Source organism: Streptomyces sp. NPDC102490 (genome assembly GCF_044765285.1).
Taxonomy (GTDB): Bacteria; Actinomycetota; Actinomycetes; order Streptomycetales; family Streptomycetaceae; genus Streptomyces.
In genome coordinates this window covers 93,042-112,002 of record NZ_JBIWJU010000005.1, presented here as the reverse complement: position 1 = coordinate 112,002, position 18,961 = coordinate 93,042, and the positions used below count along the sequence as shown (strand labels likewise).

Here is an 18,961-nt window from a genome sequence, read left to right as displayed (position 1 = left end):
CCTCCCGGGGCTCCCGCGGTGACGGACGCCGCTCAGCCGCGCGCGGACGCCGGTGCCCGCGCGCCCTCGTCGCTCACCGCGTCCCACACCTCGCTCACGACCTTGCGCATACCGGGTGCCGCACTCGCGCACCGCCGGGCCAGCTCCGTGATCCGGTCCCGTCCGCGCACGCCGCCCCCCGCGCCCTCCGGCACGCCCAGTCCGGCGGCGGCCGCCAGCGCGGCCAGCGCCGCGTCCCGCTCGGAGACCTCCCCGGCCGGCACCGGCCCCTGGAGGACGGAGCGCGCCTCCTCGCGCAGCGCCCGCGCCACGGCGGACCGCGCGAGCACGTACTCCACGGACGGGAACACGCCGAGCACGCGCTTCTTCTCGGCCCGCAGGTACCCCTCGGCCACCAACTGCTCCCGCACGGCGTCGAAGGTGACCCGGGCGTGCAGCCGCACCCAGGTGCGCCACCCGTGCGGCAGCGACTCGCGGACGAGTTCCAGCAGCCCGTCGAGGACGGCGTCCCCGGTGCGGGAGTCCAGGTCGGCGGGGGTGGCGACGCCCTCGTCGTCGGTGAGCAGACCGCGCTGGGCCAGTTCGGTGAGCGCGCCGGCGCGCACCAGGTGATGGACCCGGGCGGTGTCGGCGGTGGGCCCCGCGGGGCCCCAGGCCAGCAGGCAGAGCCGGGCCGGCAGTGAGAGCGAGCCGTTGGGCACGGGGGCCTCCTCGGGGTCCGCGTAAATGCGTTGACAGGCCAACCGGGTCTTCTCTAGGTTCGACATCGCTTCTGTTGCCGCCGATCGGAGAAGGACGTTGCTCGTCTGAGGTCCTGAGACACCGCGTCACACGTGTCCCACGTGTGCACGCCGCGTGCGACCTCGGCGTTCGAGCCGTCCGAGCCTCCTGACGCAGCAGGGCTTCCTTCGTGCCCTCCCCTCGTCCGACGGCGGCCGCCCGCTTCCGGTGTCTCGATACGCGTTTGCCCCTGACCGCTTCGAGCAACCGCGGAGACCCGTATGTCACCTTCCCCCACTTCCCTCACGTGTACGTCCCTGTCCTTCGCCTGGCCCGACGGCACCACCGTCTTCGAGGGACTCGACGTCGCCTTCGGCCCCGGCAGGACCGGGCTCGTCGGCGTCAACGGGGCGGGAAAATCGACCCTGTTGAAACTGATCGCCGGGCGGCTCACCCCGGCCGACGGCACCGTCCGGGTGACCGGCGAGGTGGGCTACCTGCCGCAGAACGTCACGCTCGACACCGCGCTGCGGGTCGACGAGGCGCTCGGCATCGACGCGCGGCGGGCCGCGCTGCACGCCATCGAGGCGGGTGACGTGAGCGAGGAGCACTTCGAGACCGTCGGCGACGACTGGGACGTCGAGGAACGCGCCCTCGCCACGCTCGGCGAGCTGGGACTGGGCCACGTCGGCCTGGACCGCACCGTCGGCGAGGTCTCGGGCGGCGAGTCGGTGCTGCTGCGGCTGGCCGCGCTGCTGCTGCGCCGGCCCGACGTCCTGCTCCTGGACGAGCCCACCAACAACCTCGACGTGTACGCCCGCAGGCGGCTGTACGCGGCCGTCGAGTCCTGGCCGGGCGTGCTGGTCGTGGTCAGCCACGACCGCGAGCTGCTGGAACGGGTCGACCAGATCGCCGACCTGCGGTCCGGCTCGGTCACCTGGTACGGCGGCAACCTCACGGCGTACGAACAGGCGCTGGCGGTGGAGCAGGAGGCGGCCGAGCGCATGGTGCGGGTCGCCGAGTCGGACCTGCGCCGGCAGAAGCGCGAACTGGCCGACGCCCAGGTCGTCCTGGCCCGGCGCAGGCGCTACGGGCAGAAGATGTACGACACCAAGCGCGAGCCCCGGGCGGTGATGAAGCTGCGTGCCCGCACGGCCCAGCAGTCGGCCGGCAAGTACCGCGTCATGCACGAGGAGAAGCTCGCCGAGGCGAAGGAGCGGCTCGACGACGCGGTGGAGGCCGTGCGGGACGACGACGAGATCCGCGTCGACCTGCCGTACACGGCCGTGCCGCCGGGCCGGACGGTGCTCACCCTGCGGGAGCTGGAGCTGGCCCACGGCGCCCGCGTGCGGGGCGGCCTCGATCTGCACGGTCCCGAGCGGATCGCGCTGATCGGGCGCAACGGCGCGGGCAAGACCACGCTGCTGCGCACCGTCGCCGGGGAGCTGGCGCCGGTGGCGGGCGAGGCGACGGCGCACGTGCCGCTGCGGTTCCTGCCGCAGCGCCTCGACGTCCTCGACGACGAGCTGAGCGTCGCTCAGAACGTGGCCCGGTTCGCGCCGGGTGCCACCCACAACCGGATCCGGGCGCGGCTGGCGCGCTTCCTGTTCCGGGGCGCCCGCGCCGACCAGCAGGCGGCCACGCTGTCCGGCGGCGAGCGCTTCCGGGCGGCGCTGGCGGCCCTGATGCTGGCCGAGCCCGCGCCGCAGCTGCTGATGCTGGACGAGCCGACCAACAACCTGGACCTGGCGAGCGTGCGGCAGCTCACCGGCGCGCTGGAGGCGTACGAGGGGGCGCTGATCGTGGCCAGCCACGACCTGCCGTTCCTGGAGTCGCTCGGCATCACGCGCTGGCTGCTGTTCGAGGAGGGAGAACTGCGGGAAATCACGCCAGAAGCTGTCGGGTATCCCGCCTAGCGTCCCTCGCATGAGCGAGTTCATCAGCATCACCGGGGCCAGGGAGAACAACCTCCAGGACGTCACCCTCCGCATCCCGAAGGGCCGGCTGACCGTGTTCACCGGCGTTTCGGGGTCGGGGAAGTCGTCGGTCGTGTTCGACACGATCGCGGTGGAGTCGCAGCGCCAGCTGAACGAGACGTTCACCTGGTTCGTGCGCAACCGGCTGCCCAAGTACGAGCGGCCGCACGCGGACGCTCTGGAGGACCTGACCCCCGCGATCGTCGTCGACCAGCGGCCGGTGGGCGGCCACTCCCGCTCCACGGTCGGCACGATGACCGACATCCACTCGGTGCTGCGGGTGCTGTTCTCCCGGCACGGCACCCCCAGTGCCGGCGGGGCGACGGCGTACTCGTTCAACGACCCGTCGGGCATGTGCCCCGGCTGCGACGGCCTGGGCCGCAGGGTGCAGCCCGACTGGGACCGGATCCTGGACCCGGCCAGGTCGCTGGCCGACGGAGCGGTCCGCTTCCCGCCGTTCGCGGCCGGGACCTGGCAGGGGCAGACGTACACCAACACGGAGGAGCTGGACACCGGCAAGCCGGTCGGCGACTTCACCGAGGCCGAGCGCGCCTTCCTGATGCGCGGGCGGCCCGGCAGCAAGGTCACCGTCAGCGGCTCGGGCGGGACGTGGAACACCGACTACGAGGGGCTCGCCGACCGGTTCGAGCGGCTGTACCTCAAGCGGGACCTGTCCGGCATGAGCGAGCGCACCCGGGACCTCGTGCGCGGCTTCCTGGTCGAGGCCCGCTGCCCCGACTGCGGCGGGGCCCGGCTGAACGCGGCCGCGCTCGCGTCCCGGATCGGCGGGCACTCCATCGCCGACTGCTCGCGGATGCAGATCACCGACCTGATCGCCGTACTGAGGGAGATCGACGACCCGGTGGCCCGGCCCGTGGCCGCCGCGGCGGTGGCCGCGCTGGAGCGGGTGGAGGCGATCGGCCTCGGCTACCTCAGCCTCGACCGGGAGACCGCCACCCTGTCCGGCGGCGAGGGGCAGCGGCTGAAGACCGTGCGGCACCTCGGGTCCAGCCTGACCGGGATGACGTACATCTTCGACGAGCCCAGCGTCGGACTGCACCCGCGGGACGTCGGTCGCCTCGGCGACCTGCTGCTGCGGCTGCGCGACAAGGGCAACACCGTGCTGGTCGTCGAGCACGACCCGGACGTCATCGCGCTGGCCGACCACGTCGTCGACATGGGCCCGCGGGCCGGTGCCGACGGCGGCCGGGTGGTGTTCGAGGGGACGCCGGCCGAGCTGGCCGCGTCGGACACGCTCACCGGGCGGAGCCTGCGGCGGCGTACGGCGGTGAAGGAGAGCGTGCGGACGGCGACCGGTGAGCTGTGGGTCAAGGGCGCCGAACGGCACAACCTGCGGGAGGTGACGGTGGCGTTCGCGACCGGGGTGCTCACCGCGGTCACCGGGGTCGCCGGGTCGGGCAAGAGCACGCTGGTCGCCGAGCTGACCGCCGCCCACCCGGACGCCGTGGTCGTCGACCAGTCGGCCATCGGCATCTCGGCCCGCTCCACCCCGGCGACCTACCTCGGGATCATGGACACGGTGCGGAAGGTCTTCGCGCGGGAGACCGGTGCCGAGCCGGGGTTCTTCAGCTTCAACTCGGCGGGGGCCTGCGGCACCTGCGAGGGGCGCGGGATCATCCACACCGACCTCGCCTTCATGGACCCGGTGACGGCCACCTGCCACGACTGCGAGGGGCGGCGCTTCCGGGAGGAGGTGCTGCGGCTGACGGTCGACGGCCGGTCCGTCGCCGACGTGCTCGCGATGACCGCCGACCAGGCCCTCGGCTTCTTCTCCGACCCCGGCGTACGCCGCCGGCTGCGCGCCCTGCGCGACGTCGGCCTCACCTACCTCACTCTCGGGCAGCCGCTCTCCACGCTCTCCGGCGGGGAGCGGCAGCGCATCAAGCTGGCGACCCGGCTGCACCGCACCGGTGCCGTCTACGTGCTGGACGAGCCGACCACCGGACTGCACCTGTCGGACGTCGAGGGGCTGCTCGCCCTGCTGGACCGGCTGGTGGACACCGGCAACACGGTCGTGGTGGTCGAGCACCACCTGGACGTGGTGGCGCACGCCGACCGGGTGATCGACCTCGGCCCGGACGGCGGACGGGACGGCGGCCGGGTGATCTTCGAGGGCACCCCGCGCGAGCTGCTCGCGGCCCGCGGCTCCAGCACCGCGGAGCATCTCAGGAGGGCTACGAGGGGCTGACGGGGGTTCCGTCCGCACAGGTCCGCGCTGCATGATGGCCAACCGGCGCCCCGTCACGGGCGCCGCCCCTCCGGCGCCCGACCCGCGCCGGTCCGCGCCGATCCGAAAGGTCCCGCGTGCCCAGCAAGAAGGCCCTCGTCCGCCGCCCCGGCCCCCGGCTCGCCGAGGGGCTGGTGACGCACGTCGAGCGGGAGAAGGTCGACTACGACCTGGCCCTGGAGCAGTGGGACGCCTACGTCGCGGCACTCGTGGCGCACGGCTGGGAGACGCTGGAGGTGGACCCGGCGGACGACTGCCCGGACTCGGTCTTCGTCGAGGACGCGGTCGTCATGTACCGCAACGTCGCGCTGATCACGCGGCCCGGCGCCGAGTCGCGGCGCGCCGAGACGGCCGGCGTCGAGGAGGCCGTGGCCCGGCTCGGCTGCTCGGTCAACTGGATCTGGGAGCCGGGCACCCTGGACGGCGGCGACGTCCTGAAGATCGGCGACACGATCTACGTGGGACGCGGCGGGCGCACCAACGCCGCCGGTGTCCAGCAGCTGCGGGCGGCGTTCGAGCCACTGGGCGCCCGGGTGGTCGCGGTGCCCGTGAGCAAGGTGCTGCACCTGAAGTCGGCGGTCACCGCGCTGCCGGACGGCACCGTCCTCGGGCACATCCCGAGGACGGACGCGCCCTCGCTGTTCCCCCGCTTCCTGCCGGTGCCGGAGGAGTCGGGAGCGCACGTGGTGCTGCTCGGCGGGAGCAAGCTGCTGATGGCGGCGAGCGCGCCCAAGACGGCGGAGCTGCTCGCCGACCTAGGCCACGAGCCGGTGCTCGTCGACATCGGGGAGTTCGAGAAACTCGAGGGCTGTGTGACGTGCCTCTCGGTCCGGCTGCGGGGGCTGTACGCCTGAAAACGGCCCACCGGACGCCCGTACTGCCCCGGACCTGCGCGTCCCGAGGACTTGCCGGGTACCGCCGGACGGTGGCTGATCAGCGACCTTTACAGTGCCTTTAACCTACGGTCTCGTAACCTACGGTTTCGTAGCCTACGATCCCGTAAGTTCCCGGCACCGCTCGCCGGTCGCACCGCACTGTCGTACGTCCCCCTGGAGTTATTCGTGACGATCGTCTCCCCGCACCTCGGCACTTCCGCAGAATGGACCGACGCCCGGCTGCTGTACGCGCTGGAGGAAGTGGTCGAGAAGGAACTCAACCGGCATCTCCAGGTCGCCAAGGACTGGATGCCGCACGAGTACGTGCCGTGGAGCGACGGCCGGAACTTCCCGGGGATCTTCGAGGACGGCGAGGCCTGGGAGAAGGGCCAGTCCAAGGTCACCGACATCGGCCGGATCGCCCTCGTGGTGAACCTCCTGACGGAGGACAACCTCCCCAGCTACCACCACGAGATCGCCAGCCTCTTCGGCCGCGACGGCGCCTGGGGCACCTGGGTGCACCGCTGGACCGCCGAGGAGGGGCGGCACGGCATCGTGATGCGCGACTACCTGCTCGCCTCGCGCGCGGTCGACCCGGACCAGCTGGAGCAGTTCCGCATGGCCCACATGAGTGAGGGCTTCGAGTCGGACAACCGGCACTCGATGCTGCACTCGGTGGCCTACGTGGCCTTCCAGGAGCTGGCCACCCGCATCTCGCACCGCAACACGGGCCACCAGTCCGGCGACCCGGTCTGCGACCGCATGCTGGCCCGCATCGCGACCGACGAGAACCTGCACATGGTCTTCTACCGGAACCTGCTCAAGGCGGCCTTCGAGCTGGCACCCGACCTGACGATGCAGGCGGTCCGGGACGTGGTCGTCAACTTCCGGATGCCCGGTCACGGCATGCCGGGCTTCGAGCGGGCCGCCGCGCAGATGGCGATCGGCGAGGTCTACAACCTGCGCATCCACCACGACGACGTGATCCAGCCCGTGCTGCGCTTCCTGAAGATCATGGAGATCGACGGCCTCGGCCCCGACGGGCAGGCGGCCCAGGAGGAACTGGGGCTGTACATGGGCGGGCTGGACGCCGAGGCCGCCAAGTTCGACGAGAAGCTGGCAGCACGCAAGGCCCGCATGGCCGCCCGCGCGGCAGGCTGACCCCACCCGGCCACCACCCCCCCTTCCACACCCACCCCCGCGCGCCCCTTCCGCGCGGGGGCGGGTGTCATTCGTGAACCGCCGTCTCCTCCGAGGCCGCGTCACGCACGCACGGGTCGGGCTCAGGCGTATGTGCTCCGGCGTGCGGCTCAGGAGGTGGTGCGTCGTAGGGCCAGTCGCTCCTTCTCCGACAGGCCGCCCCAGACGCCGAAGCGCTCGTCGTTGCTCAGCGCGAACTCCAGGCAGGTCGAGCGGATCGGGCACAGGGCGCAGATCCGCTTCGCGTCCCGTACGGAGCTGCCGGGCTCGGGGAAGAAGAAGTCGCCCCCGGTCTGCGCGCACAACGCCTCCTCCTGCCAGCTGAGGTCGGGCGTCACGATGGTCTCGGTGTGCATGCGCAGCAGCGTGCCGGGCGGTGAAAAACGTTCGATCAACGCGGTATCAACGCCGCGTGTCCGCCACCCCCAGCCGACCAGATCGTCCTCCGCCGCGCACGACGGCGCACGGCGGCGCGCGGAAGCGGTTGTCAGTGGTCGGTGGAAGACTCGTCAGAGCAGGCAACGGGACCCTTCCGAGGAGGGCGATCATGCTCACCACCCGTTTCGTCACCGGCGCTCCGAACTGGCTGGACGTCGGCACCCCCGACCTCGACGGCGCCACGTCCTTCTACGGTGACCTCTTCGGCTGGCGGTTCCGGTCGGCGGGGCCGGACGCCGGGGGCTACGGCTTCTTCGAGCTGGACGGCCGGATCGTGGCCGGCGGCATGGGTACGACGCAGGAGCAGGGCCCGCCGTCGTGGACCGTGTACTTCCAGGTCCCGGACGCCCGGGCCGCCGCCAGGGCCTCCGAGCAGGCGCACGGCGGCGTCCTCGTGCAGCCGACGGAGGTCATGGAGCAGGGCACGATGGCGCTCCTCGCCGACCGGGCCGGGGTGCCGTTCGGCCTCTGGCAGCCGGGGCGGCGCGGCGGACTGGACGTGGCCGGCGAGACGGGCGCGCTGTGCTGGGTCGAGCTGCACACGGCGGACATCGCGGCCGCCGCCGCGTACTACCGCGCGGTGCTCGGCCTGGAGACCTCCGCCGTCTCCCTCCCTGGCGGCTCCTACACCTGCGTCAATCCGGCCGGTGAGGGCGAGGAGGCGATGTTCGGCGGCATGGTGCCGCTCGCCGAGGACCCGGCGGACACGGACGCCGGGTGGCTGCCGTACTTCGCGGTCGACGACGCGGACACCGCGGTCGCCCGGACCACGGAGCTGGGCGGCACGGTGCGGTCGCCCGCCACGGACATCGAGGGCGTCGGCCGCGTCGCCCACCTCGCGGACCCGTACGGCGCCCGGTTCGCGCTCCTCAGGCCGGCCCCGCGCCAGGGATAGGCCCACCCGGCGTCGTCCGGGGCAGGGCCGCTGCGCGAGCGTTCACGCCGTGGCGCGGTGGACCAGGGTGGTCGGCAGGATCACGCCGGACGGGGCGGGAGGCGGCGCCTCCGTGTCGTCGGGCGTCCCGCGGTCCAGGCCGCGCAGCAGCAGGCGGGCCATCAGCCGGCCCATCCCCTCGATGTCCTGGCGCACGGTGGTCAGCGGCGGGTCGGTCTCCTCGGCGACGGGCAGCATGTCGTCGAAGCCCACCACGGCCACGTCGTCCGGCACCCGCCGCCCCCGCTCGCGCAGCACCCGCAGGGCGCCCGCCGCGGTGAGGTCGTTGGCCGCGAACACGGCGTCCAGGCCGGGGCACCGGTCGAGCAGTTCCCGCATCGCCCGTTCCCCGCCGCCCGACGTGAAGTCCCCCCGCGCGATCAGCCCCGGGTCGGCATCGGCCCGGACGTCGCGGAAGCCCGCCAGCCGGTCCGCCGCGGAGGTCTGGTCGAGCGGGCCGGTGATGTGCGCGATACGGGTGCGGCCGAGCCCGGCCAGGTGGTGGACGGCCGAACGGGCGCCGCCGCGGTTGTCGCTGTCCACGTAGACCACGCCGTCCCGCCCGTCGTCCCAGTCGGGGCGCCCGCCGAAGACGGTCGGCACCCCGGCGCTGCGGACCAGGCCGGGCAGCGGATCGTGCAGGTGCAGGGAGAAGACGAGGGCGCCGTCGACGTGTCCGCCGGCCAGGTAGCGCCCGACCCGGGCGTGGTCCTCGCGGCCCTCGGTGAGCAGCAGCACGAGCTGGTTGTCGTGGGCCGTCAGTTCCTTGCTGATGCCGCGCAGTTGCTGGGCGAAGTACGGGTCGGCGAAGACCCGTGTCTCCGGTTCCGCGGCGACGACGGCGACGGCCTGGTGCCGCTTGGTCACCAGGGAGCGGGCGGCCTGGTTGGGCACGTAGCCGAGTTCCTCCACCGCGCGCCGGACCCGCTCGGCCAGCGCGTCCCGCACCCCGTGCGCACCGTTGACCACGCGGGACACGGTGGCCCGCGAGACCCCGGCGCGCTCGGCCACGGCCTCGAGCGTGGGGCGCGGCGCGGTCTCGGTCACGTGCGGCTCCTCCTCGGCGGCTGCCGCACAGGATAGCGGCAGGCCGCGGCGCGGGAGGGGGCGCTCCGGGGTCCGGAAACGTTCTTGTGCCCAGGCGGGTGCGGTCGTCAGCATGGGCGTATGTGCTGGAGAACGGTCCACGACGGCTGACCGCCGGCGCCGGTGGGGGCGCCGGCCGGCCTCGGCTCAGTGCTCGTGTTCGTGCGCGGGTGCCTCGCCGGACGCCGTCCCGCCGTGGTCGTGCGGTTCGTACCCGGGGATCGTGCCGTCCGGCTTCTTCACCAGGAACAGGCCCACCATCCCCATGTCGGAGTGGCTCTGCACGTGGCAGTGGTACATCCACGCCCCCGCGCCCACCCCCTCCCCCGCGATGACCTGGAAGCCGAAGGAGTCCGCCGGGCCGGTGATCTTGTTGTCGATGACCCGGCTCGGGTCGTCGGGGCCGGTGAGCAGGCCGGTGCGGTTGTCCGCCCAGCGGTGACCGTGCATGTGGAAGGTGTGGTAGTACTCGCCGTGCGTGATCATGACGATCTCGACGCGGTCGCCCACGGTGGCCTCGAAGTCGGGCCCGGTGTGCGGCTTGCGGTTGTTGATGGTCATGTCGTTGAAGACGATCGTGTGCGTGGCGTCCGGCAGCAGGTCCCCCTTGCGGCGCACGATCACGGCGCCGTACAGGCCGTTGCGGATGCCCCCGGTGCCGTGCTCGGTGCCGACCACGTGGTCGTGGTAGTGCCAGTAGCCCGCGCTGCCCGGCCGCCAGGTGCCGTCGTCGCGGCGTCCGGGCTTATGGGTGCGCCAGGTGTAGGTGCGGGTGCCGCCCGGCTCCACGTCGCTCTTGTTCATCGCGGTGCCGTCGCTGGAGATCTCGTAGTCCAGGCCGTGCACGTGCAGACTGGCCCGCACGTCCATGGTGTTGGTGAACTCGATGTGCACCGTGTCGCCCTCGTTGACCTCGATCAGCGGGCCCGGGACGGACGCCTTGCCCTTCTCGAAGCCGTAGCCCATCTGCCCGTCGGGCAGCTTCTCGGCGTACATCCTGAGGTGTCTCACCTCGCCCCCGGCCGGTGCCGTCCTCGCGGTGACCGCCTTGGCCGCCGGTGCCGCGCCCGCGACCTCGGGGGCGACCGACAACGATGTCGCGGCGGCCGCGCCACCCAGCAGTACCCGTCGGTTGAAGCCTCGCCTGTCCATGCCGAACTCCCCACGCCGATACGGAATGTGCGCAGACCCAGGACCTGATTGGCTGTGATGAGCCTGTGGGACCGTACCGGTTGCCGCCGTGTTTATCCACACTCAGGACAAAGTTCGTCCGATCCCGGTCATACCTATTGGCGTACCGCGCAAAGAGGTCTAGCTTCCTTGGCGCTGCTGCCGTGACCGAGGAGGTGCCCATGCCCTTGAGAGGGTTGAGCGCGAGAAGGAAAGGCTGGGCGGCGTGCGCCACCGCCGCTTTCGTCGCCGCGGGACTGCTGGCCGGCCCTGCCGCCAGCGCACGTCCGGCGCCGGACCCATCCCTGACAACGATGTCGATCAAGTCGCCGCCCGGCGGCGCCAATGTACGGGTGCTGATCTTCTACGGTTCCGCCGCGGCCGGGGAGGAGTCGCCGGTGGTGAACGCCGGTATCGCGGCCATCGAGCGGATCGGTCTCTCCGGCCCGGCCAAGGAGCAGTTCACGGTCGAGGCCACGGACAACGCCAACGTCTTCACCAACGAGAAGAGGCTCGGCCGCTTCAACGCGGTCGTGTTCCTGACCGGCGGCGGCGACGTCCTGACCCCTGCCCAGGAGGCGGGCCTGGAGACGTACATGGAGGCCGGCGGCGGGTTCGTCGGCGTCCACGACGCGGCCCGCGCGGAGCCGTACTCGGACTGGTTCACCGGTCTGGTCGGCGCCCGCCCGGCCGCCGGCTCTCCGACCAAGGTCCAGCGGGCCACGGTCGAGGTCGGCGACCGTCGGCATCCGGCCACCAAGGACCTGCCGTTGGAGTGGAAGCGCCCCGACGCGTGGCTGAACTGGCAGAAGAACCCGTCCGGTGACGTCCACACCGTGGCCCGGGTGCGCGAGTCGACGTACGCGCCCGGGACGAGCGCCAACGGGCCGGACCACCCGGTCAGCTGGTGCCGGGACTACGACGGCGGCCGGTCGTTCTACACCGGCATGGGCGGCACGGTGTCGTCGTACGACGAGACCGACTTCCGCACCCATCTGCGCGGCGCCCTGCTGTGGACGACCCGGCTCTCGCAGGCCGACTGCAAGGCGACCATCAACGCCAACTACAAGGCCGAGCGGCTCACCGAGCCCAACCAGCCCGGCCAGAACGACCAGATCGGCGAACCGCACGGCCTGGTCACCGCCCCCGACGGCCGCGTCTTCTACATCGGCCGCGGCGGCACGGACTCCTCCCACCCCGTGGTGACCGACTGGAACGACCCGAACGTCGGCAAGGGCACGGGCGAGATCCACGTCTGGGACCCGAAGACCGACAAGGTCACCCTCGCCGGTGCGCTGACCGTCTTCGGCAACAAGGGCGGCGGCGACGAGCTGACCAAGGTCGAGGAGGGCCTGCTCGGCATCGAGCTGGACCCGCGGTTCGAGGAGAACGGGTGGGTGTACCTGCACTACACCCCGCACGCGCAGATCAACCGGGACACCCACATGGCCGAGCGGCGGGTCTCCCGCTTCACTCTCGACAAGGCCACCAACAAGCTGGACCTGGGCAGCGAGAAGGTGCTGCTCAAGTGGCCGGTGCAGATCCACAGCTGCTGCCACGCGGGCGGCGGGATGGCCTGGGACTCCAAGGGGAACCTGTACATCGCCACCGGTGACAACAACTCCAGCGGCTTCAGCGACGGTTACTCCGGCAACAACCCGCAGCCCAACTTCAAGGGCGTGTCCTTCGCCGACGCGCGCCGCACCGCGGGCAACACCAACAACCTCAACGGCAAGATCCTGCGCATCCACCCGGAGCCGGACGGGACGTACACGCTCCCCGAGGGCAATCTCTTCACCGGCAAGGAGACCGCCGAGGGCGGTGGCAAGACGCGCGGCGAGATCTACGTGATGGGGGTGCGCAACCCGGCGCGCATCTCCGTCGACAAGAAGACCGACACCCTGTACGCGGGCTGGGTCGGCCCGGACGCCGGCGCCCCGTCGCCGACGTGGGGTCCGGCCAAGTACGACACGTTCGCCACCATCACCAAGGCGAGCAACCGCGGTTGGCCGTACTGCATGGGCAACAAGCAGCCGTACCGGGACCGGAACCTGCCGGACCCGTCGAAGCCGCTGGGCTGGTACGACTGCGACCACCCGAAGAACGAGTCGCCGAACAACGACGGCCTGGTGAACCTGCCGCCGGTGACCGGCAACAACATCTGGTACTCGCCGCAGGGCGGCGGCCCCGACTTCCCGCGCGACGAGAACGGCATCCCGTCGTACAAGCAGGACGAGGCCACCTACAAGCTGCCCTGGCTCAAGGGCGGCGGCCAGGCCGCGATGAACGGCCCGGTCTACCGCTACGACGCGGACAGCACCAGTGACACCAAGTGGCCCGCGTACTGGGACGGCAAGTGGTTCGTCGGTGACTTCTACGACGCCGACCAGCCGCGCAACGCGGTGCTGATGGACCCGAAGACGCAGGGCGACGGCGGTCTGCCGGTGCACTCGGAGTCCCTGAAGAAGATCGTGCCGGTCGGCAACGACGGCATCAAGAACCTGATGGGCTGGAAGTTCGGCCCGGACGGCGCGCTGTACGTCCTCGACTACGGCCGCGGCTTCTTCACCTCGGACTCCAAGTCGGCCCTGTGGCGGGTCACCTACAAGGGCGGCGGCCCGACGCCGGCCGCCGGACAGCTGGCGAGGGGGACCGAGTGATACGCCAACGAAGAATGTGGGCCGCGCTGCTGGCCGGCCTGCTGCTGGTGCTCGGACTACAGGCGACCTCCGCCTCCGGGCAACCCGCGGCGACGCCCACCGCGGCGGCCGCCGACCAGGTGCTGACCTGGACGGCGGGCGACGACATCACCAAGTACACGTCGGCGCCGGAGACGGCGGTGGCCGGACCGGCCACGATCGTCTTCGAGAACAGTGAGGCCACCGGCAACACCACCGGCATGCCGCACACGCTGACGTTCATGACCAGCGATCCCGCGTACAACCAGGACGTCCAGCTGAACATCCTGGCCAACCCGAACGACGCCCAGGGCGGCAAGCACACCGCCGAGGTCACCCTCACCCCCGGCAAGTACATGTACCACTGCACGATCCCGGGCCACGGCCAGATGACGGGCGTGCTCGTGGTCACCGAGGGCGGCGGCGGCGAGGACACCACGGCGCCGGCGACCTCGGCCGAGGTGGGCGGCACGCAGAACGCCGACGGCGCGTACGTCGGTTCCGCGACCGTGAGCATCGCCGCCACCGACGAGGGCGGCTCGGGCGTGGAGCGGATCGAGTACGCGCTCGGTGCCGACGGCGCCTGGCAGCCGTACACCACGCCGGTCGTCGTCGACCAGGTCGGTGAACACGTGGTGCGCTACCGGGCGTTCGACAAGGCGGGCAACGCCGCCGAGGAGAAGAGCGTCACCTTCGCGGTGGCCGCGCCGGACACCGACGACACGACCGCGCCGGAGACCTCGGCGACGGTCAGCGGCGAGAAGAACCCGGACGGTGCCTACATCGACATGGCGACGGTGACCGTCACCGCCTCCGACACCGGTTCCGGCGTCAACACCATCGAGTACGCGGTCGGCGACGGCGCCTGGACGGCGTACACGGCGCCGGTCATGGTGCACGAGGTCGGCGAGCACACCGTGCGCTACCGGGCCACCGACAAGGCGGGCAACGCCGCCGCGGAGAAGAGCGTCGCCTTCACCGTGGTCGCCGCTCCCCCGCAGGACACCACCCCGCCGGTCACCGGCGCGACCGTGGACGGCACCAAGAACTCCGACGGCGCCTACGTCGGCAGCGCGAAGGTGACCGTGAACGCCGCGGACGAGGGCGGTTCCGGTGTCGCCGGTGTGGAGTACTCGCTGGACGCCGGGCCCTACCTGGCGTACACCGGCCCGGTGGTCGTGGACCGCGTGGGCCGGCACACCGTGGCGTACCGGGCGAGCGACAAGGCGGGCAACACCTCCGAGCCGCTGACGGTGAGCTTCTCGGTGGTGGCCGGCGGGGTTCCGGCGCCGCCCTGCCCGGAGTACGACGAGCGCCTCACGGTGATCGTCGGCACGGTCGACACGGGTGTGCCGAACCGGGTGACCGACAACCGGTGCCGGATCAACGAGATGATCGAGGACGAGAAGGAGTGGACGTCCCAGGCGCTGTTCCTCAAGCACGTCCGTGAGGTCATGGACGGCCTCCTGGACCAGGGCGTCGTCGACAAGCGGGAGTACCGGGCGATCAACAAGGCCGCCAAGCAGTCGAAGATCGGGCTGCCCGGCCAGACCGAGGGCTACCGCACGATCCTTGACGGCACTCAGGAGTCGTTCGCCAAGTGGGAGCAGGTGGGCGGCGGTTCGTTCGGGCTGAACCCGGACGGGTCGATCACGTCCAGCACCAGCACGCCCGGCATGGGCATGCTGTGGTTCCCGGAGCGCACGTACGGCGACTTCTCGCTGAAGCTCCAGTGGCGTGACGACGCGGCGGGCACCGCGAACACCAACGGCGGTGTCTTCGTGCGCTTCCCGCAGGTGCACGACCACCCGGAGGAGTCGCGTCCGGAGTGGGTCGCCATCAAGTACGGGCACGAGATCCAGGCGTTCGACAGCCCGACCGGCGACATGTACAAGTCCGGTTCCGTCTACGGTTTCGACCGGGTCGGCCTGGCCGGCGCGGGCGTCACCGAGAAGGGCACCTGGAACGACTACGAGATCCGGGTGGTGGACCAGCACTACTCGGTCTACCGCAACGGTGTGCTGATCAACGAGTTCGACAACTTCGGCGGGCAGACCTTCTACCCCGAGCGCTCGGACGACCCGGGCACGGACGGGCGGCGGTACTCCTCCGGCTACGTCGGCCTCCAGGTGCACAGCACGTCGGACGTGATCTCGTACCGCGACGTCCGGATCAAGGACCTGTAGGCGCACGGCGGTTGGGGCTCAGTCCGGGCCGGGAGCCTTCTTCCTGGCCCGGCTGGGCTGCACCCGGCTCGGCTCGCCCGGCATCTTCGGATACTCGGGCGGGTAGGGCAGATCACCGAGCCCGTGGTCGTGCTCGTCCTTCGTCGCCAGCTCCAGCAGGGCGTCGAGGGAGTACCTCGTCCCGTCCATGCCCGCGTGCACGTCGCCGAGTTCGGCGAAGCGCGCGGGCATGGTCGTGATGTCGAAGTCCCGCGGGTGCGCGACACCCACCTCGTCCCAGGTCAGCGGCGCGGAGACCGGCGCGCCGGGGCGGGGCCGCACGGAGTAGGCGGAGGCGATGGTGCGGTCGCGGGCGGTCTGGTTGTAGTCGATGAAGATGCGCTCGCCGCGCTCCTCCTTCCACCACTTGATGGTGACCTGCTCGGGCATCCGCCGTTCCATCTCCCGGCCCACGGCGATGGCGGCGCGCCGGACCTGGGTGAAGGTCCAGCGCGGCTCGATCGGCACGAAGACGTGGATGCCGCGCCCGCCGGAGGTCTTGGGCCAGCCGCGCAGCCCGCCGAACTCCTCCAGCACCGCGCGCAGTTCGTGGGCGGCGCGGGCGGCGTCGTCGTAGTCGGTGCCGGGCTGCGGATCGAGGTCGATGCGCAGTTCGTCGGGGTGGTCGACGTCGTCGCGGCGCACCGGCCAGGGATGGAAGGTGAGGGTGCCGTACTGCGCCGCCCACAGCACGGCCGCCTCCTCGGTGGGGCACATCTCGTCGGCACTGCGTCCGCTGGGGAAGGTGATGTGCGCGGTGGGGATCCAGTCGGGCATGCCCTTGGGCGCGCGCTTCTGGTAGAACCACTCGCCGGTGATGCCGTCCGGGTAGCGCTGCAAGGTGGTGGGCCGGTTCCGCAGGGCGCGCAGGATGCCGGGGGCGACCGCCTGGTAGTAGCGCGCCACGTCCAGCTTGGTGTACCCGTCCTCCGGGAAGAACACCTTCCCCGGGCTGGACAGCCGCACGGCCCGCCCACCCGCCTCCAGCTCCACCGCTTCCGCCATGCGTGCCACGGTAGGCGCGACACGGCGGCTTCGCATATCAGGCGACGGCGGACGAGGGCGTACAGAATCGCACCATGGACCTCCCCGTCATGCCGCCCGTGAAGCCGATGCTCGCCAAGTCCGTGGCGAGGATTCCGCCGGGGATGCACTACGAGGCGAAGTGGGACGGCTTCCGGGTGATCGTGTTTCGTGACGGTGCCGAGGTGGAGCTGGGCAGCCGGACGGGCAAGCCGTTGACCAGGTACTTCCCGGAGCTGGTGGGGGCGGTGCGGGAGCGGTTGCCCGAGCGGTGTGTGGTGGACGGGGAGATCGTGATCGCGCGGGACGGGCACCTGGACTTCGACGCGCTGACCGAGCGGATCCATCCGGCGGACTCCCGGGTGCGGACGCTGGCGGAGCGCACGCCGGCCTCGCTGGTGGCCTTCGACCTGCTGGCCCTGGACGACGCGTCCCTGCTCGACGTGGGGCTGGCCGACCGGCGGGCGCTGCTGGTGCGGGCGCTGTCGGGGGTGACACCGCCGGTGCACGTGGCGCCTGCGACGGACGACATCGAGGTGGCCCGGCAGTGGTTCGAGCAGTACGAGGGGGCCGGTCTGGACGGGGTGGTCGCCAAGCCGCTCGATCTGCGGTACCGGCAGGACGAGCGGGCCATGTTCAAGATCAAGCACGAGCGGACGGCGGACGTGGTCGTGGCCGGGTACCGCTTGCACAAGAGCGGGCCCGTCGTCGGCTCGCTGCTGCTCGGGCTGTACGACGACCAAGGCGTCCTCCAGCACGTGGGGGTGAGCGCGGCCTTCACCATGAAGCGCCGGGCCGAGCTGGTGGAGGAGCTGGAGCCGCTGCGCATGGCCGACGCCGGCGGCCATCCGTGGGCCAGGTGGGCCGAGGAAGCCGCCCACGAGTCGGCGCGGCTGCCCGGGGCTCCCAGCCGGTGGTCCGGCAAGAAGGACCTGTCCTGGGTGCCGCTGCGTCCCGAGCGGGTCGTCGAGGTGGCGTACGACCACATGGAGAACGGGGCGCGTTTCCGGCACACGGCCCGCTTCCGCCGCTGGCGCCCGGACCGGACCCCGGAGAGCTGTACGTACGCGCAGCTGGAGGAGCCGGTCCGGTACGACCTGGCGGAGATCCTGGGCGGGCCCTGACGCGCCGGTCCCGCGTCGCCTACGGCTTCATCAGGACCTTGACCGCGCCGTCCTGCTTCTTCTGGAACATCTCGTACGCGTGCGGCGCGTCCGCCAGCGGCACCCGGTGGGTGGCGAAGCCGTCGACGCCGAGCAGGTCCTGGTCGGTCAGGTACGGCAGGATCTCGTCGCTCCAGCGGCGTACGTTGGCCTGGCCCATCCGCAGCTGGATCTGCTTGTCGAACAGGGTGAGCATCGGCATCGGGTCGGCCATGCCGCCGTACACGCCGGACAGCGAGATGGTGCCGCCGCGGCGCACCAGGTCGATCGCGGTGTAGAGGGCGGCGAGCCGGTCGACGCTGAACCGTTCCGCCAGGGGTCCGCCGATGGCCCGGGGCATCACCGCGGCGGTCTGCTGCACCAGCTTGGCCACGGCGCCGCCGTGCGCCTCGGTGCCGACCGCGTCGATCACGGCGTCGGGGCCGCGGCCGTCCGTCCGGTCCTGGATCGCGGCGACGAGTTCCTTCTCGTTGTCGAAGGACCGCAGGTCGTACGTCTCCACGCCCCGGGCGCGGGCCCGCTCCAGCCGCTCGGGCACGAGGTCCACGCCGAACACCTTCTCGATGCCCTGGAGCCGGGCGATCCGGCAGGCCATGTCGCCGATCGGGCCGAGGCCCAGGACGGCGAGGCTGCCGCCCTGCGGGACGCCGGCGTAGGCGACCGCCTGCCAGGCGGTGGGCAGGACGTCGGAGAGGTAGACGAAGCGGTCGTCGGCCGGGCCCTCGGGCACCTTGATCGGGCCGTACTGGGCCTGCGGCACGCGCAGGTACTCGGCCTGGCCGCCGGGCACCGCGCCGTACAGACGGGTGTAGCCGAAGAGCGGGGCGCCCATGCCCTCGCCGGTGACCTGGGTGGTCTCGCACTGGGTCGGCAGCCCGGTGTCGCACATGTAGCAGTGGCCGCACGCGATCTGGAACGGGACCACGACCCGGTCGCCGGGCCTCAGGTTGGTCACCTCCGCGCCGACCTCCTCCACGATGCCCATCGGCTCGTGGCCGAGGATGTCGCCCGGTGTCATGAACGGCGTGAGCACTTCGTAGAGGTGCAGGTCGGAGCCGCACAGTCCGGACGAGGTGACGCGGATGACCGCGTCGGTCGGTTCCTCGATCCTCGGGTCGGGCACCTCCTCGACCCGCACGTCCCGCTTGCCCTGCCATGTCACTGCCTTCATCGCCCCGCGCTCCCTCCGTCGCCGTGCGCGTCGGTTCTGCGTGGCGGCCGGGTA

Annotated in this window: 14 protein-coding genes; 8 read left to right on the top strand and 6 right to left on the bottom strand. The window is 71.8% G+C overall.

Annotated features, from left to right (window positions below):
- Window positions 1-32: 32 nt before the first annotated feature.
- Complete coding sequence (locus ACIRGB_RS12335) at window positions 33-701, bottom strand: GPP34 family phosphoprotein (RefSeq protein ID WP_403862372.1); 669 nt, start codon at window positions 699-701, stop codon at window positions 33-35.
- A 300-nt stretch (window positions 702-1,001) separates the two neighbouring features.
- On the opposite strand from ACIRGB_RS12335, the gene ACIRGB_RS12330 reads away from it, so the two are divergent.
- From ACIRGB_RS12330 to ACIRGB_RS12315, 4 genes are all read left to right on the top strand, one after another.
- A complete protein-coding gene (locus ACIRGB_RS12330) occupies window positions 1,002-2,636 on the top strand; it encodes an ABC-F family ATP-binding cassette domain-containing protein (RefSeq protein WP_403862369.1) in 1,635 nt (544 codons plus the stop codon).
- A 10-nt stretch (window positions 2,637-2,646) separates the two neighbouring features.
- Window positions 2,647-4,905: an ATP-binding cassette domain-containing protein gene (locus ACIRGB_RS12325; protein WP_403862366.1), complete on the top strand. Its 2,259-nt coding sequence runs from the start codon at window positions 2,647-2,649 to the stop codon at window positions 4,903-4,905.
- Between the two features lie 116 nt (window positions 4,906-5,021).
- Entirely contained in the window at window positions 5,022-5,798 is a 777-nt protein-coding gene (gene ddaH, locus ACIRGB_RS12320; protein WP_403862363.1) for a dimethylargininase, read from the top strand.
- 207 nt (window positions 5,799-6,005) lie between these two features.
- Entirely contained in the window at window positions 6,006-6,980 is a 975-nt protein-coding gene (locus ACIRGB_RS12315) for an acyl-ACP desaturase (protein WP_356371684.1), read from the top strand.
- A gap of 149 nt (window positions 6,981-7,129) precedes the next feature.
- On the opposite strand, the gene ACIRGB_RS12310 is transcribed toward ACIRGB_RS12315, so the two are convergent.
- Window positions 7,130-7,375 carry a WhiB family transcriptional regulator gene (locus ACIRGB_RS12310; protein ID WP_403862360.1) on the bottom strand — a complete coding sequence of 82 codons (246 nt, stop codon included), beginning with the start codon at window positions 7,373-7,375 and terminating at the stop codon, window positions 7,130-7,132.
- A 191-nt stretch (window positions 7,376-7,566) separates the two neighbouring features.
- Here ACIRGB_RS12310 and ACIRGB_RS12305 point away from each other — a divergent pair, with 191 nt between their 5' ends.
- Window positions 7,567-8,352, top strand: a complete 786-nt coding sequence (locus ACIRGB_RS12305; protein WP_403862357.1) for a VOC family protein — start codon at window positions 7,567-7,569, stop codon at window positions 8,350-8,352.
- 42 nt (window positions 8,353-8,394) lie between these two features.
- On the opposite strand, the gene ACIRGB_RS12300 is transcribed toward ACIRGB_RS12305, so the two are convergent.
- Window positions 8,395-9,438, bottom strand: coding sequence for a LacI family DNA-binding transcriptional regulator (locus tag ACIRGB_RS12300; protein ID WP_403862354.1), 1,044 nt, complete (start codon window positions 9,436-9,438; stop codon window positions 8,395-8,397).
- Window positions 9,439-9,624: 186 nt separating this feature from the next.
- Entirely contained in the window at window positions 9,625-10,629 is a 1,005-nt protein-coding gene (locus tag ACIRGB_RS12295; RefSeq protein ID WP_403862351.1) for a multicopper oxidase domain-containing protein, read from the bottom strand.
- Between the two features lie 200 nt (window positions 10,630-10,829).
- On the opposite strand from ACIRGB_RS12295, the gene ACIRGB_RS12290 reads away from it, so the two are divergent.
- Window positions 10,830-13,307, top strand: a complete 2,478-nt coding sequence (locus tag ACIRGB_RS12290; RefSeq protein WP_403862348.1) for a ThuA domain-containing protein — start codon at window positions 10,830-10,832, stop codon at window positions 13,305-13,307.
- Window positions 13,308-13,321: 14 nt separating this feature from the next.
- Window positions 13,322-15,511, top strand: coding sequence for an OmpL47-type beta-barrel domain-containing protein (locus tag ACIRGB_RS12285; protein ID WP_403862345.1), 2,190 nt, complete (start codon window positions 13,322-13,324; stop codon window positions 15,509-15,511).
- An 18-nt stretch (window positions 15,512-15,529) separates the two neighbouring features.
- On the opposite strand, the gene ligD is transcribed toward ACIRGB_RS12285, so the two are convergent.
- Complete coding sequence (gene ligD, locus ACIRGB_RS12280; protein WP_403862342.1) at window positions 15,530-16,555, bottom strand: non-homologous end-joining DNA ligase; 1,026 nt, start codon at window positions 16,553-16,555, stop codon at window positions 15,530-15,532.
- 74 nt (window positions 16,556-16,629) lie between these two features.
- On the opposite strand from ligD, the gene ACIRGB_RS12275 reads away from it, so the two are divergent.
- Window positions 16,630-17,697, top strand: coding sequence for an ATP-dependent DNA ligase (locus ACIRGB_RS12275; protein WP_403862339.1), 1,068 nt, complete (start codon window positions 16,630-16,632; stop codon window positions 17,695-17,697).
- 19 nt (window positions 17,698-17,716) lie between these two features.
- Here the strand turns inward: ACIRGB_RS12275 and ACIRGB_RS12270 are convergent, their stop codons facing one another.
- Window positions 17,717-18,907, bottom strand: a complete 1,191-nt coding sequence (locus ACIRGB_RS12270) for a zinc-dependent alcohol dehydrogenase (protein WP_403862336.1) — start codon at window positions 18,905-18,907, stop codon at window positions 17,717-17,719.
- Window positions 18,908-18,961: the final 54 nt, after the last annotated feature.

Excerpts from the sequence above, each read along its gene's own strand:
- ACIRGB_RS12275 (WP_403862339.1), top strand. The coding sequence starts at position 16,630 with ATGGACCTCCCCGTCATGCCGCCCGTGAAGCCGATGCTCGCCAAGTCC.
- ACIRGB_RS12310 (WP_403862360.1), bottom strand. The coding sequence starts at position 7,375 with ATGCACACCGAGACCATCGTGACGCCCGACCTCAGCTGGCAGGAGGAG.
- ACIRGB_RS12285 (WP_403862345.1), top strand. The coding sequence starts at position 13,322 with ATGTGGGCCGCGCTGCTGGCCGGCCTGCTGCTGGTGCTCGGACTACAG.
- ACIRGB_RS12325 (WP_403862366.1), top strand. The coding sequence starts at position 2,647 with ATGAGCGAGTTCATCAGCATCACCGGGGCCAGGGAGAACAACCTCCAG.
- ACIRGB_RS12290 (WP_403862348.1), top strand. The coding sequence starts at position 10,830 with ATGCCCTTGAGAGGGTTGAGCGCGAGAAGGAAAGGCTGGGCGGCGTGC.
- ACIRGB_RS12305 (WP_403862357.1), top strand. The coding sequence starts at position 7,567 with ATGCTCACCACCCGTTTCGTCACCGGCGCTCCGAACTGGCTGGACGTC.
- ligD (WP_403862342.1), bottom strand. The coding sequence starts at position 16,555 with ATGGCGGAAGCGGTGGAGCTGGAGGCGGGTGGGCGGGCCGTGCGGCTG.
- ACIRGB_RS12295 (WP_403862351.1), bottom strand. The coding sequence starts at position 10,629 with ATGGACAGGCGAGGCTTCAACCGACGGGTACTGCTGGGTGGCGCGGCC.
- ACIRGB_RS12270 (WP_403862336.1), bottom strand. The coding sequence starts at position 18,907 with ATGAAGGCAGTGACATGGCAGGGCAAGCGGGACGTGCGGGTCGAGGAG.
- ACIRGB_RS12330 (WP_403862369.1), top strand. The coding sequence starts at position 1,002 with ATGTCACCTTCCCCCACTTCCCTCACGTGTACGTCCCTGTCCTTCGCC.